The 15,580-nt window shown below is 45.7% G+C and carries 14 protein-coding genes; 8 read left to right on the forward strand and 6 right to left on the reverse strand.

Going from position 1 to position 15,580, the window contains the following annotated elements:
- Nucleotides 1-727: 727 nt before the first annotated feature.
- Nucleotides 728-1,474 (reverse strand): 3-oxoacyl-[acyl-carrier-protein] reductase, encoded by a 747-nt coding sequence (fabG, locus tag G9Q97_RS21975; protein WP_166150959.1) that lies wholly within the window; start codon nt 1,472-1,474, stop codon nt 728-730.
- Nucleotides 1,475-1,693: 219 nt separating this feature from the next.
- Here fabG and lpdA point away from each other — a divergent pair, with 219 nt between their 5' ends.
- From lpdA to G9Q97_RS22005, 6 genes are all read left to right on the forward strand, one after another.
- A complete protein-coding gene (lpdA, locus tag G9Q97_RS21980; RefSeq protein WP_166150961.1) occupies nt 1,694-3,091 on the forward strand; it encodes a dihydrolipoyl dehydrogenase in 1,398 nt (465 codons plus the stop codon).
- 57 nt (nt 3,092-3,148) lie between these two features.
- Nucleotides 3,149-3,682, forward strand: coding sequence for an RNA polymerase sigma factor (locus G9Q97_RS21985; protein WP_166150963.1), 534 nt, complete (start codon nt 3,149-3,151; stop codon nt 3,680-3,682).
- Entirely contained in the window at nt 3,682-4,521 is an 840-nt protein-coding gene (locus G9Q97_RS21990; protein WP_166150965.1) for an anti-sigma factor, read from the forward strand. Before G9Q97_RS21985 ends, G9Q97_RS21990 begins: the two co-directional genes overlap by 1 nt.
- A gap of 1,258 nt (nt 4,522-5,779) precedes the next feature.
- Nucleotides 5,780-6,235 carry a DUF2721 domain-containing protein gene (locus tag G9Q97_RS21995; RefSeq protein WP_166150967.1) on the forward strand — a complete coding sequence of 152 codons (456 nt, stop codon included), beginning with the start codon at nt 5,780-5,782 and terminating at the stop codon, nt 6,233-6,235.
- Nucleotides 6,236-6,249: 14 nt separating this feature from the next.
- Nucleotides 6,250-7,275, forward strand: coding sequence for a threonine aldolase family protein (locus tag G9Q97_RS22000; protein WP_166151119.1), 1,026 nt, complete (start codon nt 6,250-6,252; stop codon nt 7,273-7,275).
- 34 nt (nt 7,276-7,309) lie between these two features.
- Nucleotides 7,310-8,572 (forward strand): replication-associated recombination protein A, encoded by a 1,263-nt coding sequence (locus tag G9Q97_RS22005; RefSeq protein ID WP_187357744.1) that lies wholly within the window; start codon nt 7,310-7,312, stop codon nt 8,570-8,572.
- Here G9Q97_RS22005 and G9Q97_RS22010 read toward each other — a convergent pair.
- Nucleotides 8,569-9,009 (reverse strand): hypothetical protein, encoded by a 441-nt coding sequence (locus tag G9Q97_RS22010; RefSeq protein WP_166150969.1) that lies wholly within the window; start codon nt 9,007-9,009, stop codon nt 8,569-8,571. The genes G9Q97_RS22005 and G9Q97_RS22010 overlap by 4 nt on opposite strands.
- 110 nt (nt 9,010-9,119) lie before the next feature.
- On the opposite strand from G9Q97_RS22010, the gene G9Q97_RS22015 reads away from it, so the two are divergent.
- Nucleotides 9,120-9,692 (forward strand): TlpA family protein disulfide reductase, encoded by a 573-nt coding sequence (locus tag G9Q97_RS22015; protein ID WP_166150971.1) that lies wholly within the window; start codon nt 9,120-9,122, stop codon nt 9,690-9,692.
- Nucleotides 9,693-9,969: 277 nt separating this feature from the next.
- On the opposite strand, the gene G9Q97_RS22020 is transcribed toward G9Q97_RS22015, so the two are convergent.
- The gene (locus G9Q97_RS22020; protein ID WP_166150974.1) at nt 9,970-10,137 is read right to left on the reverse strand and encodes a hypothetical protein; all 168 of its coding nucleotides are present in this window, start codon (nt 10,135-10,137) and stop codon (nt 9,970-9,972) included.
- Between the two features lie 91 nt (nt 10,138-10,228).
- On the opposite strand from G9Q97_RS22020, the gene G9Q97_RS22025 reads away from it, so the two are divergent.
- A complete protein-coding gene (locus tag G9Q97_RS22025; protein WP_166150976.1) occupies nt 10,229-10,507 on the forward strand; it encodes a hypothetical protein in 279 nt (92 codons plus the stop codon).
- A gap of 58 nt (nt 10,508-10,565) precedes the next feature.
- Here G9Q97_RS22025 and tnpA read toward each other — a convergent pair whose 3' ends face one another.
- The 3 genes from tnpA to proB all read right to left on the reverse strand — a co-directional run bounded on the left by tnpA (nt 10,566) and on the right by proB (nt 15,568).
- Nucleotides 10,566-11,027, reverse strand: a complete 462-nt coding sequence (gene tnpA, locus G9Q97_RS22030; RefSeq protein ID WP_166150978.1) for an IS200/IS605 family transposase — start codon at nt 11,025-11,027, stop codon at nt 10,566-10,568.
- A 2,178-nt stretch (nt 11,028-13,205) separates the two neighbouring features.
- Entirely contained in the window at nt 13,206-14,456 is a 1,251-nt protein-coding gene (locus tag G9Q97_RS22035) for a glutamate-5-semialdehyde dehydrogenase (RefSeq protein WP_166150980.1), read from the reverse strand.
- 26 nt (nt 14,457-14,482) lie between these two features.
- Nucleotides 14,483-15,568, reverse strand: coding sequence for a glutamate 5-kinase (gene proB, locus G9Q97_RS22040; protein ID WP_166150982.1), 1,086 nt, complete (start codon nt 15,566-15,568; stop codon nt 14,483-14,485).
- Between the last annotated feature and the right edge of the window lie 12 nt (nt 15,569-15,580).

The following is a 15,580-nucleotide window of genomic DNA, read 5'->3' on the forward strand; positions in this document are numbered from 1 at the left end:
AATAATCATAAAAAAACCACGAAGGATATAGTTTTATCCTAGGTGGTCAAATTTTTATCGAATTTTCCAAGAAGCCCATTGTAAATGTCGGACAGCGCGGCCTCCTGCTCCGCGGGATTTGCAATCCCGTGGTACAGATAAAGGGGATTTGTAATCCCCGATCTTACGCGTCAACAGGATTGCAAATCCTCTTCATCTGTGGACCGACATTGCAAATGTCGGACAGCGCGGCTTCCAGCTCCGCGAAATTTGTAATTTTGTGGTACAGATAAAAGGGGATTTGTAATCCCCGGATTTACATGAAATAATCCCCCTTAGTATGGGGGAGTTGTTCTGTCTGGGCTTTTTGTTTTCTTTTCCGATTTACAGTTCTACGATTAGCTGTATCATTAAACCCTTAACCACCCCACAGTCCGAACCCCACAAGTTATATTGCCTAACATTCCACTTGATCCTTCCAAAACCATCCGAACCCATTAACCCTTAACCACTCCGGTTCTACCCGGAACAAGGTTTGTTGTCAAAATCAAGCCTGAAAGCCATTATCCCATTTCGATCCATATTCCCCCTTAACATTCACTCAGGCTAAAAATCATGGCTTATTGGGATCCTCGGGCAAGCCATGCTTTTGGAAAAAGGTAGCCGGATCTTCCGGAACTTCCACCGTTTCATCATATGCCCTGCCTGTTTTTTCAAACATGGTATTTTGGGTTTTAATGAATAATCATCAGGTCAGCATGGCACCATTCACCTGCAGGGTCTGCCCGGAAATATAGCTACTCATGTCAGAACCCAGGAATACACAGGCATCAGCCACCTCTTCGGGTTTGCCGCCCCTTTTCATGGGGATGCCATCTCTCCATCCCTGTACGGTCTTTTCGTCCAGTACGGCCGTCATTTCTGTTTCAATAAAACCTGGTGCGATGGCATTACAGCGGATGTTGCGGGAGCCCAGTTCAAGGGCCACGGATTTGGTAAAGCCAATGATCCCGGCTTTGGAAGCAGCATAATTGGCTTGCCCTGCATTGCCTTTAATGCCCACCACAGAAGTGATGTTGATAATGGACCCGGCTTTGGCCTTCATCATGGTGCGGGTCGCCGCCTTCACGGTGTTGAAGCAAGACTTCAGGTTTACGTTGATGACCTCATCCCAATGTTCCTCCGTCATGCGCATGAGCAGGTTGTCTCTGGTGATACCGGCATTATTGACCAATATATCCAATCCTCCCAGTTCAGCTACCACATCAGCGATCAATTGCTCGGCGGCTTTGAAATCGGAGGCATCTGAACGAAAGCCTTTGGCTTTGATGCCGAAGGCAGCCAGTTCCTCCTCCAGTGCTTCTCCTTTTTCCACGCTCGACAAAAAAGTAAAAGCCACATCAGCTCCTTCCTGTGCAAACCGCAGGGCAATGGCCCTGCCTATACCTTTGGAAGCCCCTGTTACTAAGGCTCTTTTACCTGTAAGTAATCCCATATTGAAAATTTTTATTGTTTTTTCCTGGTCAAAAATAAGTATTTATTCCAAAACATAGGGTATGCAATTTAATTTTGTGCTTGATCCTTATTTGGAAATTTATTCCAGGGCTGGAGATTCGTTGGGTTAATATCCGGTTTGATTATCAAAACCAAATTTTTTTCTGAGCATTATTATTATAAATTTGCATAGCAAAAAAGTAATCAAAAATATAAAAATATGTCTTCAACAAAATTTGATGTCATTGTTCTGGGCTCTGGTCCAGGTGGTTATGTGGCTGCAATCAGGGCCTCTCAGCTTGGATTGAAAGTAGCCGTGGTCGAAGCGGAGGAACTGGGCGGCATATGCCTGAACTGGGGCTGTATTCCTACGAAAGCCCTGATCAAGAGCGCTCAGGTATTCGAATACATCAGCCACGCAGATGATTATGGTATCTCTGTAAGCAAAGCCAACGTCAATTTTGACGACATGATCAAAAGAAGCCGCGATGTGGCCAATGGCATGAGCAAGGGCGTTCAATTTTTGATGAAGAAAAATAAAATCGAACAGTTGCTGGGCTGGGGAAAAGTAAAGCCCGGAAAAAAGGTAGAGGTAGAAGACAAGGACGGTAAGAAAACCGAATACAGCGCAGACCATATCATCATCGCCACAGGAGGAAGGTCCAAGGAACTGCCCGCACTAAAAATAGACAACAAAAAGATCGTGGGTTACAGAAAAGCCATGACCCTCGACAAAATGCCCAAGAAAATGGTGGTGGTAGGTTCCGGAGCCATAGGCGTGGAATTTGCCTACGTATATAGTGCCATAGGTGTGGAAGTTACCATCGTGGAATTTCTCGACCGCATTGTGCCCAATGAAGACCAGGAAGTATCCAAAGCCCTGGAAAAAATATACAAGAAGAAAGGCATTAAAATAATGACCAGCGCAGAGGTGACCCAGGTCGACACCAAAGGTGCCGGTTGCAAGGTAACTGTAAAAACCAAAGAGGGAGAAGAAAAGATCGACTGCGATGTGGTGTTATCTGCCGTAGGGGTGGTCTCCAACGTAGAAAACTGTGGGCTTGAGGATGTAGGTATTCTGGTAGATAAGGGAAAGATCAAGGTAGATGAATACTACAATACCAACATGCCCGGTTATTATGCCATCGGAGATGTGGTGGCGGGACCTGCCCTGGCACATGTGGCCTCGGCTGAAGGTATCATCTGTGTGGAAAAGATCGCCGGGGAGAATCCCGAACCTCTCGACTACAACAACATCCCGGGCTGTACCTATTGTATACCTGAAATTTCTTCTGTGGGATATACCGAGGCCCAGGCCAAAGAAGCCGGTTACGAACTGAAGGTCGGTAAATTTCCCTTTTCTGCTTCCGGAAAAGCCTCCGCAGCAGGAGCCAAGGATGGTTTTGTGAAATTGATCTTTGATGCCAAGTATGGAGAATTGCTGGGTGCCCACATGATCGGTTACAATGTTACTGAAATGATTGCCGAAATCGTCGCCATCCGCAAGCTGGAAACTACCGGTCACGAGTTGATCAAAACCGTGCATCCCCATCCTACCATGTCAGAGGCGGTGATGGAAGCGGCTGCTGCAGCTTATGATGAAGTGATCCACCTTTGAGATGACAGGTAGGGTTATCCTGAAATTATAAACCTCATTTATTGACCAACAGGTTTTTTGGAAGAACAAGCATTGATACAAGGGCTTAGGGCCAGAAACAGACAAGTTCAGGAATATTTGTACGAGAAATATTCCCGGGCCTTGTTCGGCGTGATCAGCCGGATCATTTATGATCCGGACCTGGCCGAGGAAGTGTTCCACGATGCTTTTGTAAAAATCAGCCAGAAAATCGACAGTTACGATCCTTCCAAGGGTCGCCTGTATACCTGGATGGCCAATATTTGCAGGAATGCCGCAATCGACAAAACACGCTCCAAAGAATTTTCCAAAAGCAGTAAGACCAATACCATAGATGATTACGTATATGGAATGGAGAGCGAGTCCGGCACAGCAGCAGCTGTTGATGGAATCGGTGTCAGAGAGTTGATGGAGGAACTGAATGAGGAGCAGCGGTTTGTCATGGAATGCATCTATTTTAAGGGCTACACACATACAGAAGTAGCCGAAAATTATGGCATTCCACTGGGAACGGTGAAGTCCAGGGTCAGATCTGCGATCACGGTGTTGAAAAAGAAAGCTGATATAATCTAGTGGATATCCAAACCTACATATCGTCCGGTAAATTGGAGCTTTTCGTTTTGGGAGACCTCAACGAAACGGAGCAGCAGGAAGTCCTGTCCATGGCCAAAAAATATCCTGAAATTCAGGAAGAGCTTAAAGCCATTGAAGCGGCCATGTTTGCTTTTGACCAGGCATCAGGTAAAAAACCTTCCGATGCGGTGAAAAGCAAGATTTTTGCCAGTTTGGATGCAGCGGGTGATGAGACTGCAGACGAGGTACCTCCCTCCGGGCAGGCGAAGCCTGTAGAGAAGGAAGTGAAGCTGTATCCGGGCATCAACCCCTGGAAGCCCTTTGCGGTAGCAGCTTCACTGGCAGCCGTGTTGGCCATTGGGGTAGCAGGTTATTTTGCCTACCGTTACTTTGATGCTGAAGAAAGGTACGCCATTGCCCTGCAGCAAAATGCGATTTTGGCAGAGGATGTTCAAAGCAATCAGGTAAAGCTCAATGAGCTGGACAAAAGCATGGAAAAACTGCTTGCCGGTAATTTCGAAAGAATACCCATGAAAGGGGAGGGCCTGCCAATGCAGGAAGATGCTTTGGTAGATGTCTTCTGGGATAGGGAGAGCCGGGAAGTATTGCTTTCCGTAAACCAACTTGCCGATCTGGACGAAAACAGTGACTATCAGCTATGGGCCATTGGAGCAGACGGCCCGGTAGGTATCGGTCTGGTAAATGCAGCGGATAAACTGAATCTTCAGTCCATGCAGGAAGCCGGAGAGGCCCAGGCATTCGCCATTACCATTGAACCCAAAGGAGGCAGCGAAAGCCCAACTCTGGAAAAACTAGTGGTCCTGGGAGAGATATCCTGATAAGAAATTGCCCTTGTCAAAGGCTACTCACAGACTAAAAAGCTAGAAAAAATTATTCTCCCCTGCAAAAGTCCTGCTGCCTCCTCCTGAGAAAACTCAGTACAGGCCACTACCGATGACCTGTTTGTTAAATTGCTGAAAACTAACATGTTAAAAATACACATCGTCATCCCGAGTTCTGCGTTTTTTTAAAATGTTAAGTCTACCGATGACGGATCTTGTCGTCACTGCGAGGGCGCAGACGGGAATAAAAAGGAATCGAAAATTGCCATGCGCCCGCAGCAGTCTGAGGGGGTACGTGGACGACCTTTCGATCCTATTCCCATTTCCCGATGAATTAATGTCGCCGCTCCGAATCAGATCGCTTTTTAGGCTGAGCCTGCCGAAGCCCGCTATACTACCGATGAGGTGTTTGTTAACTAGCTGAAAATCAATACGATAAAAACCCACATCGTCATCCCCATTTCTGCGTTTTTTAAAATGATAATTCTACCGATGACGTGTTTATTAAAAACCTGTAAATCAATGTATTGAAAAACAAACAATATCATCCTGATTTGTGTAATTTCTAAATGTTAAGCCTACCTGTGAAGTAATTGAATCAGTTGTTTTTATAAAGAAGAAACCCTAAAAAATCTGTTAGATAAAGAAGAGATAAATTTTAATACGAAAAGAGCGTAGGCCCGACAAAAAACCGAGCCTGTCCTGACGGTAGTCAGTGGCCTGTCCCGATTTTTTTCGGGAGGGTGCGGCAGGTTTGTGGGGAGAAGGATTTTTTTGTCTTGATTTCCTGCCCTCCGGGAGGCGGGTTTGGTACTTTTCATCATAGCCTGTCCCGAGCAGCGCAGCGAATCGGGAGAAAAAGTACAATAGAAACAATCTAAAATACCATAAATAGCCTTTAACTCACCATTATTCATTAAACAATGAGAAGTTTATATTCCCATATAATGCAAAAAACCAATCGTTATACCGATTTCTGCGTTTAAAAAAATGTTGGGTCTCGTAAAGACAGGCCACTGACTCGTCAGTACAGGTCCGGATTTTTCAGTGCCATTTTCATAATTCAATCCGGTTTTTCGGTTAATTTTCTAATCCTGTTAAATGCTGCCTAAGGGATTTCATTTTTAATTCATGGATGTTTTGCCCGAAAGAAAGTTCTTATTCAAAGATAAAAATTGACCCCGGGACCCCCTAGGACCTTGATGGGGTTTTGGATTTGTTTTAACTTGCTGGCAAAATCCTTCGTTAACCATTCATGGAACTACAACTATCCACTCCTGCCTTGCTTTTTTCTGCCATTACCCTGCTGATGCTGGCTTATACCAACCGCTTTCTGGCCATGGCCAATTTGATCAGGGGGCTCCACAAAAAATACCTGGAAAGCACCCGGCAGGAAAAGGCCATCATCGGACAGATAAAAAATCTCCGTAAACGCCTCCATATGATCAAAAACATGCAGATCTTTGGTGTACTTAGCTTTTTGCTCTGTGTGATTTGCATGTTCCTCCTGTATCAGGAATTTATTACTGCCGCCAACTGGGTTTTTATGGGCAGCATGCTATGCCTGCTGATTTCATTGGGCATTTCACTGGTGGAGCTACAGATCTCCAACAATGCCCTGAACATAGAATTATCAGACATGGAGGATGTGCTGAGCAAACAGCAAGGCAGCAGCCTGGATCAATTGTTCCATAAAAAAGAAGAAGATTAATGCAAAATGATGAACTGGTCATAGACCTTCGCAGTGATACCCTTACCCTGCCTACCAGGGAAATGAAAGAAGCCATGATGATGGCCAGCCTGGGGGATGATGTGTTTGGAGAGGATCCTACGGTACGGCAGTTGGAAGGCAAGCTGGCAGGGATTTTCGGTATGGAGGCCGGCTTGTTTTGTCCATCCGGGACCATGACCAATCAAATCGCCATCCGCCTGCATACCCGACCACAAACCGAGGTGATCTGCCATAAAAATTCCCATATTTACCTGTATGAGGGAGGCGGGATCATGTCGAACAGCCATGCCTCTGTAAAGCTGCTGGAAGGGGAATTCGGAAAACTTGAAGCAGAGGCCATCCGGCGGGCCATCAACCCGGATGATGACCATGCACCTGAGACTGCTCTGGTATCCCTGGAAAACACCATGAACAAGGGAGGGGGCAGCGTTTACCTGTTGGAGGAGATAAGGCCTATCCGGCAGCTCTGCAAAGAGACGGGCTTGAAATTGCACCTGGACGGAGCAAGGATATTCAATGCCCTGATTCATTCCGGTGAAAGGGCATACGATTGGGGCAAGATGTTTGATACCATTTCCATCTGCCTGAGCAAAGGACTGGGATGTCCCGTGGGTTCTGTTTTGCTGGGCAGTCATCAGGATATAAAAAGGGCCAGAAAAATAAGAAAAGCATTGGGTGGAGGCATGCGGCAGGCCGGAATGCTGGCAGCTGCGGGAATATATGCCCTGGACCACCATGTGAGCCGGCTTGAAGAAGACCACGAAAGGGCCCTGGAAATCGCCCGCATTATGGAACAAATCCCAAATGTAAAGCGTACTTTGCCGGTGGCTACCAATATTGTCATCGCTCAATTGGAAAAGATCAGTCCGGAATCCTTTTTGGAGAAACTGGCAGAAAAAAATATCAGGGCGGTAAAGTTTGGCCTGGACCAAATCCGGATGGTCACCCATCTGGACATTGATGACCGTCATCTGGAAACCATGGAAGAACGGCTTTCCAATTGGAAAATGACACTTTAAAATTTACCCATTCCACAAAAAGAATTGATTGATCATGGACCAAACCCCACTTGCAGAAAGGATGCGACCGGTCCGGTTGGAAGAACTGATTGGTCAGGAACATCTCTCGGGCCCTCAAACCTTCTTGTTTAAAGCCATCCGCTCCGGATCCGTGCCTTCCCTGATTTTATGGGGTCCGCCCGGGGTGGGCAAAACCACCATTGCCAATATCATCGCCAATGAGGTCAAAGCACCTTTTTATACCCTCAGTGCCATCAGCTCCGGTGTAAAGGATATCCGTGAAGTGATCCAAAAGGCCCGTTTTCAGCAGGGAGTGGTGCTTTTTATCGATGAAATTCACCGGTTCAACAAGTCGCAGCAAGATGCCCTGCTGGGAGCTGTGGAAAAGGGCACCATTCGTTTGATAGGTGCCACCACGGAAAATCCTTCTTTTGAAGTCAATGCCGCACTGTTGTCGCGCTGCCAGATTTTTACCTTAAACCCCCTGGGCAGGAAGGAGCTGGAAGCCATGATGTTGCAGGCCCTGGAAAAAGATGTGGTACTGAAAAAGAAAAATGTAAGCCTTAAAGAGACCGATGCCCTGCTTCGGATCTCGGGAGGTGATGGACGGAAGTTGCTGAATCTGCTGGAAATCGTAATTGACAGTTTCAAGGAAGAAGATATCGTCATTGAAAATGAGCGGGTCATGCAGGTAGCCCAACAAAAAGTGGCCTTGTATGATAAATCCGGCGAACAGCACTATGACATCATATCGGCTTTTATCAAGTCTATAAGGGGATCGGATCCCAACGCTGCTGTCTACTGGCTTGCCAGGATGATTGAGGGTGGGGAGGATGTGAAGTTTATTGCCCGCAGGTTGCTGATTCTGGCCTCCGAAGATATAGGAAATGCCAATCCCAATGCCCTGCTATTGGCCACCAATTGTTTTCAGGCGGTCAATATCATCGGTTATCCCGAAGCAAGGATCATTTTATCCCAGTGTGTTACCTACCTGGCTTCCTCTCCCAAAAGCAATGCAAGCTATATGGCCATCAATCAGGCACAGGCATTGGTAAGGCAGGAAGGCGATCTGCCGGTGCCGTTACACCTGCGCAATGCCCCAACAAAATTAATGAAGGACCTGAATTATGGCAAGGCTTACCAATATGCCCATGATTTTGAAAATAATTTTGTCCTGCAGGAATACCTGCCGGACAAAATCAAACATACCAAACTTTATGATCCCGGTGCCAATGCGCGGGAAAATGACCTGAGAAAGCAATTGAGGCAGTTGTGGGGTAAGAAATACGGCTATTAATCGGCTTTGCTAAAGGTATAGCGCAAGCCTATCAAAGCCCTGAAAGTAAAATTGAAAGCATACATGGGAGTACCTTCCATTACCACCGCAAACTGCCGGTGGGCGGCTATGGGCTTGAAGCTAAGCCCTACAGGCAGGCCAAACCTGCCATCATCAAATTCCGTATAACCCAGCATCAATCCGGCATGCGCATTGTACCAATCTGTTTGCTTGAGATTATACTGTCCCATAAGTTCCAGTCCAATAAAAGGATTGACCACATCACCAGCCAGAATGCGCGCCTCTCCGAAAATTTGTTTTTCCGGGTTGGTACCCAGTCCAATATGGTTTAGGATTCCTCCCTGGTACACGCCGACATGCATCTGGGCATTAACGGTGGTTGTTCCTGCAAAAATTAACAGTATAAAAAGGCAAAATAATAAGGTAAGGTTTTTCATAAGACTTTTTTTGACAAAATTAAAGAAATCTTTCGTTATTCATAGTCTTGTGTGTAAAGTCACTGGAATGTATACTAAAAAAAAGTAGTTTTGTGAAAATTGAAAATTCTATGAACTGGAAAAAGGAAATAAAAAGTTGGGGCATCATGTTGGGTATTTTTGCCTTTTTGTATTTTACCGGACTGATCACGCCTATTGTGGGAGGGTTGCAATCCATGGTATTGTCCACAGGTCTGATCAAGCCTAAAGTACTTTTGGAAAACAAGGAAAAGGAAGCTTTTGACTATACAGGGCAGTTTTTGGACGAATATGGGGATCGTGTTGGGCTTTCTCAGTTTCGGGGCAAAACCCTTTTTATCAACCTCTGGGCTACCTGGTGTCCTCCCTGCAGGGCGGAAATGCCCCATATTTCCGATTTATACGATAAATTGAAGGATGAGGGTCAGGTGGAATTCCTGATGATAGCACTGGATGACGATTTCAGTAAAAGTATTCAATTTGTTGAAGACAAGAAATTTTCCTTTCCGGTAATCCATGCCGCCTATGGGCTGAATCCTTCCCTTCAAAGCCAGGCCATTCCCACCACATTGGTGGTCAGTCCGGAAGGGGAAGTTGTTTTTTACCAGGAAGGCATGAGTAATTTTAATAATCAGGAGTTTCAGGATTTTCTTTTGGGCCTCTAGTCAATCCCGATTTTCCCCGAAAAGTATCGTCCGTCCCTACGGGACTTTGGGAAGGTTTGATTTCCCGGTTACCGCAGGTTAAAACCTGCGGTTACTACATGGTTCGTGCCTACGGCACTGGTTTTGGGTTAACGGCGGAGCAAGCTTTTTGCTTCATCCCAGGAAAACCGGTAACAAATTTCCGTTTTGTATTGATGTCCCTATCCAAAGCTCCGTAGGAGCGACCGATCTGGTAACCATGGGGTTCAGCCCATGGAAACAGGATCAGGCAAGATATCTAAAGTGCCGTAGGCACGGCCAATCTTTTTTCAGGAAAACCGGTAACACAGTTCCAGGTAGTAGTTTCGACCGTGCACAAAGCTCCGTAGGAGCGGCCGATCTGGTAACCATGGGGTTCAGCCCATGGAAACAGGACCAGCAAACGAATCAAAAGTACCGTAGGCACGGCCAATCATTTTCCGGAAAGCCTATAAAATATTTCCAGGTGGTAAATTCCCCCTACACAAAGCTCCGTAGGAGCGGCCGATTTAGTAACCATGGGGTTCAGCCCATGGAACAGGATCAGCAAACGAATCAAAAGTGCCGTAGGCACGGCCGATTTTTTCAGGAAAACCGGTAACACAGTTCCAGGAGGTAGTTTCGACCGTGCACAAAGCTCCGTAGGAGCGGCCGATTTAGTAACCATGGGGTTCAGCCCCTGGAACAGGATCAGCAAACGAATCAAAAGTGCCGTAGGCACGGCCGATATACTACCCCGGCAAGGTCTGAATCACCAAGAAAATCCGCCCAAAAACCCACCTTCGCATATAGGTTAGCCCCCAGCTCCATCTCAGATAAGTAGGTCAAAACCAATACTCCCTGGGAGCGGCCAATTTATTCAGGTAATTTAAAGATATACTTCTCTTCAAAATCCACCTCATACTTTTCGAGCATCTTTTTGTATTCTTCAAGGAAAGGGACTTTCTTATGGTGATTTTCTTGACCCTTAATATATTTGAATACATTATCCACCTGGGAATGGCTGTAAGTAAAAGCACCAAAGCCATCCTGCCATTCAAATCTATTTTTGAGGTACCCGGATTCATTTACCCACTTGGATGATTTTGATTTTACTGTTTGCATTACATTCGAGAGCGCATATCTTGGTTTAAAGCCAAAAAGACAATGCACATGATCCGATACACCGTTCACGATGTATGTTTTGCAATCCGCTTCATTGATCAAGTTACCGATCACAGAGAATAGCTTTTCTTTCCATTCACTTTGGATAAGGGCTTTCCTATATTTCACTGCAAAGACTGTTTGAACAATTAATTTTGAGTAAGTATTGGCCATTTTAAAAAAGGTTTATTGGATATATGAAGGACTTATCTAAAAGTAATAAAATTTTTCATGATTTTATAATCTTTTGATATACAGCAGTATTCTATTCATTGAGATAATTAAATCGTCCGTCCCTACGGGACTTTAGGTAGGTTTGATTTACCGGTAACCGCAGGTTAAAACCTACGGTTACTATATGGCCCGTGCCTACGGCACTGGTTTTAGGAAAACGGTGGGGCGATCTTTTTGATTTTTGCGGCATTTCAGAAATATTAGAAAGCTATTTCCATTGTAAATTTAATACCATCTAAAGCTCCGTAGGAGCGGCCGAATTAGTAACCATGGGGTTCAGCCCATGGAAAAACAGGATCAGCAAACGAATCAAAAGTGCCGTAGGCACGGCCGATAAACTACCCCGGCAAGGTCTGAATCACCAAGAAAATCCGCCAAAAAACCCATCTTTGCTTATGGGTTAGCCTCCCTAGCTCTATCGAAAAACCCGCAGGTTAAAATCTGCAGTTACTACATGGTTCGTGCCTACGGCACTGGTTTTGGGTTAACGGCGGAGCAAGCTTTTTGCTTCATCCCAGGAAAACCGGTAACAAATTTCCGTTTTGTATTGATGTCCCTATCCAAAGCTCCGTAGGAGCGGCCGATCTATTTTACAAAAAAAAGCAGGCCTTTCGACCTGCCTTTAAACTAAACCAACACTTTGCACAAAAAGGAATTTGCTTCCCCTACAAAATTCTTTCTGCTTTTTATTCCGTAACCGTGATGCTTCCTTCCATGGCCCCATGCACCGTACAATGGTAAACTGCGATTACTGCGGCGAGTTCTTCGGTCAGGGTGAAACTGATATTCGCTCAATCCGGGTCATCTTCACCGCAGGAAAATGCTAAAAGAAGTGTTGATGCAAAAAAGAAACTGCCCGCAGTTTTTTGTAGTTTTTTAATGGTATGGTTCATAAAATAAATAATATTTGGTCTAAAAAAGTAACCAGCCCATGCTGGAATAGTTATAGAAATTTAATCATAAGTAATATATTAGGTATGAAGCACCAAAAATGTATAATGGGTGAGACTAATCAGCGGGAAGCCACTAATCACCAATCCTGTGTATTTTCAGAGTTGTAAACCCTGAAAACCTAGGATCGACATGGCAAATATCGGACAGCCCTGTTCCTCGGGATTGGTAATTCCAGGGCGTGTATGAAAAAATCCCCCCCCTGACTCTGTTCAGGGCATCCTGTGTCCCTCCGCCGCGGCGGAGGGATTTCGTTCAGTCTGGGTTTTTTATTTAATTTGACCGATTTAAAGTTCCAGGGCTAACGACTAGAACATCCTCAAAAAAATCTGTGATAATCTATGGTGAATTTACGCTACAATTAAACGATTAACCAAATAACCAATGAAACATTTTAACCCTTAACATCCAGGGTTCAACTACCAATAAGCTTTATAACAAAACAACCCCACTCAACTCCTCAGTCCGATCCGAGCCATATTAACCTTTAACAACCATGATGCTACATAAACCAAGCACCGATGCCAAGCAGCAACTTTGATTCCCTCAGCCGACTTCCAGCCTATTGATCCCTTAGCAACCACGGTTCGATTTAAAAAAGTTTAGTTACAGGGAAGAAACAATGACCAGCTCAAACTGCTATCCGGCGACGAAGCCTGTAGGGCTTCAACAACAATAACCCCGGGCGAAACCCGGGGTTTAGATGACAATTCATCCTGCCAGCAACCCCGGAGTGGGTTGAACATGGTCATGCGAATACGGAATGCCACTTGGTAATATTTCCAACCGACACCCAACGATTAATCGATTAACCAAATAACCAATTAAACATTTTAACCCTTAACCACCACAGTTCTACTTAATACAAGCACAATTACCAGCAAGGAACATTGCCCAGCTCACCACCTTTCCTTCCTTTTAACCATTAACATCCAGGGTTCAACTACCAATAAGCTTTATGACAAAACACCCCCACTCAACTCCTCAGTCCGATCCGAGCCATATTAACCCTTAACAACCACGATGCTACATAAACCAAGCACCGATGCCAAGCAGCAACTTTAATTCCCTCAGCCTACTTCCAGCCTCGTTAACCCTTAACTACCAGCGTTCGACATACATTGCAAATATTTAACAGCAGGTAAGCCATAAGATTTACTCCCTGCTTTATGGCCTGATCTGACCCTGACCCCGGATCAGCCATTTGTAGGAACACATTTCTTCCAGTGCCATCGGGCCCCGGGCATGTAGTTTTTGGGTGCTGATACCGATTTCTGCTCCCAGGCCAAACTGTGCTCCATCCGTAAATGCTGTAGAAGCATTGGCATACACGGCCGCTGCATCCACAGCCTGGAGAAACAGGTCAATGGTATTTTCATCGGTAGCCAGGATGGCCTCACTGTGTTTGCTGCTATATTTGGCAATATGCTCCAGGGCTTCCTCAAGTCCACTTACGGTTTTGATGGCCAGGGTAAGGGAGAGAAATTCCGTTCCAAAATGTTTTTCTTCAGCATGTTGCAGCAATGTGTCCGGATAGTTTTTATCCAGGGCTTCATAGGCTGCCTCGTCTGCAAAGATTTTCACTTCCTTATTGGCCAGTGGTTTGCATATGGCTTCCAGGTCCTTTAACCTGCTTTGGTGAATCAACAGGCAATCCAGGGCATTACACACACTGACTCTCCGCGTTTTGGCGTTGAGGATGATTTGGGTTCCCTTTTCCAGGTCTGCCGACTTGTCAAAGTAGGTGTGGACTATTCCTGCACCGGTTTCAATGACTGGAACTTTTGCATTGTCCCTGACAAAATCAATTAAGCCCTGGCTACCCCTGGGTATAATCACATCCACCAGGCCAACGGCCTCAAGGAGAGCTTTGGTAGCTTCCCTTCCGGCTGGCAGCAGATTGACAATATGGGGATCAACTTTATTTTTATTCAACACCTTATGGATGACTTCAACGATCTGGGCATTGGAGGCATAGGCATCCGAGCCGCCTTTCAGGATCAGTGCATTCCCGGTTTTAAGACAGAGGCTGAAAACGTCAAAGGTTACATTGGGACGGGATTCGTAGATGATCCCGATGACTCCAATGGGCACCCTGGTTTTTTTGAGTTCCAATCCATTGGGCAGCCGCTTTTCAGCCAGAACTGTGCCCAAAGGAGAGTCAAGCCTGGCCACGTTGATGATGTCTTCGGCAATGTTTTCTATCCGCTCCTCGGTTAGTTTCAGCCGGTCATATTTAGGGTCGGAAGGATCCATGCGATCCAGGTCTTCCTGATTGGCATCCAATATTTCCGGGGTATATTTAATGGCGGCCATGGCCAGGTCATCCAGTATTTTGTTGATTTTTCCTTCAGGAAGCAAAGATAGTTTTCTGCTGGCATCCCGCGCTTGTTGAAAGATGTGTTCCTGGTTTTTCATAAGAAGCATTTGGCTGCGGCCAATTTTTAATTCAATTCTGAAATGTAAAGGTAATCATAATGCACCAATGGTTTTTGTCCCCCCAAACCGATTTTGTCCCTGGCAGTGGCAGCGCCATATTCCGCCTTTCCCAGACCGATTTTTTTACCGGAGGTATCCATGATCCGGACAATGTCCCCCTTGAGGAAATCTCCGTTGATCGCATGGATGCCTACAGGTAGTAAGCTGGTGATTTTTTCGGAAAGTAAAGCCCTTTTAGCGCCTTCATTGATGATAATTTCTCCCTTGGAATAATTGTCGCTATGGGCAATCCATTTTTTATGGTTGTGTTTTGATTTTCCGGGTTCAAAATAGGTGCATTTCAGGTCTTTGTTGTAGTAGGCGATCAGTACATTGTCCTTTTTTCCATTGGCAATCAGCACTTCAATTCCCAAATCAGCTGATTTTTTGGCCATGGTCATTTTGGTCAACATACCGCCCCGGCCAAAAGAGGACTTATGGGTGGAAATGTATTGGCTGAGATCGGGCATTTTTTGTCCTACATGGAGGATAAGTTCTGATTCCGGATCTGAAGGATGACCTTTGAAAATGCCATCCACATTGGTAAGCAAGATCAGGCTGTCGGCATCCACCATGGCTGCTACCAGGCCGGCCAGCTCATCATTGTCGGTAAACATCAACTCCGTAACAGCTACCGCATCGTTTTCGTTGATTACAGGCACAATATGGTTTTTGAGCAGACCTTCCAGGCAGTTTTTCATGTTCAGGTAATGGGTACGGTCCCTGAAATCCTCCCGGGTGACCATCAATTGGGCGATGGGGTGGCCTTTACCGGAAAACAACTCCTTATAGGCACGGATAAGGTCAATCTGCCCAATGGCTGCCCATACCTGTTTTCTGGAAACGGCATCTGTTTTTGGGGAAAGCGGCTGGGATTTTCTACCGAAAGCTACCGCTCCGGAGCTTACCAGGACCACCTTCAGGCCTTTTTCCAGCAGGAATACGACCTGGTCCACCAATGTGCGCATCCGCTGCAGGTCAGGACTGCCATCCACCATGGTCAGCACATTTGAACCGATTTTAATGACTAGAGTCTGGGTAGTAGAGGGCATAGGTGCTGGTTT

It is taken from the genome of Cyclobacterium plantarum (assembly GCF_011290685.1).
Lineage (GTDB): Bacteria > Bacteroidota > Bacteroidia > Cytophagales > Cyclobacteriaceae > Cyclobacterium > Cyclobacterium plantarum.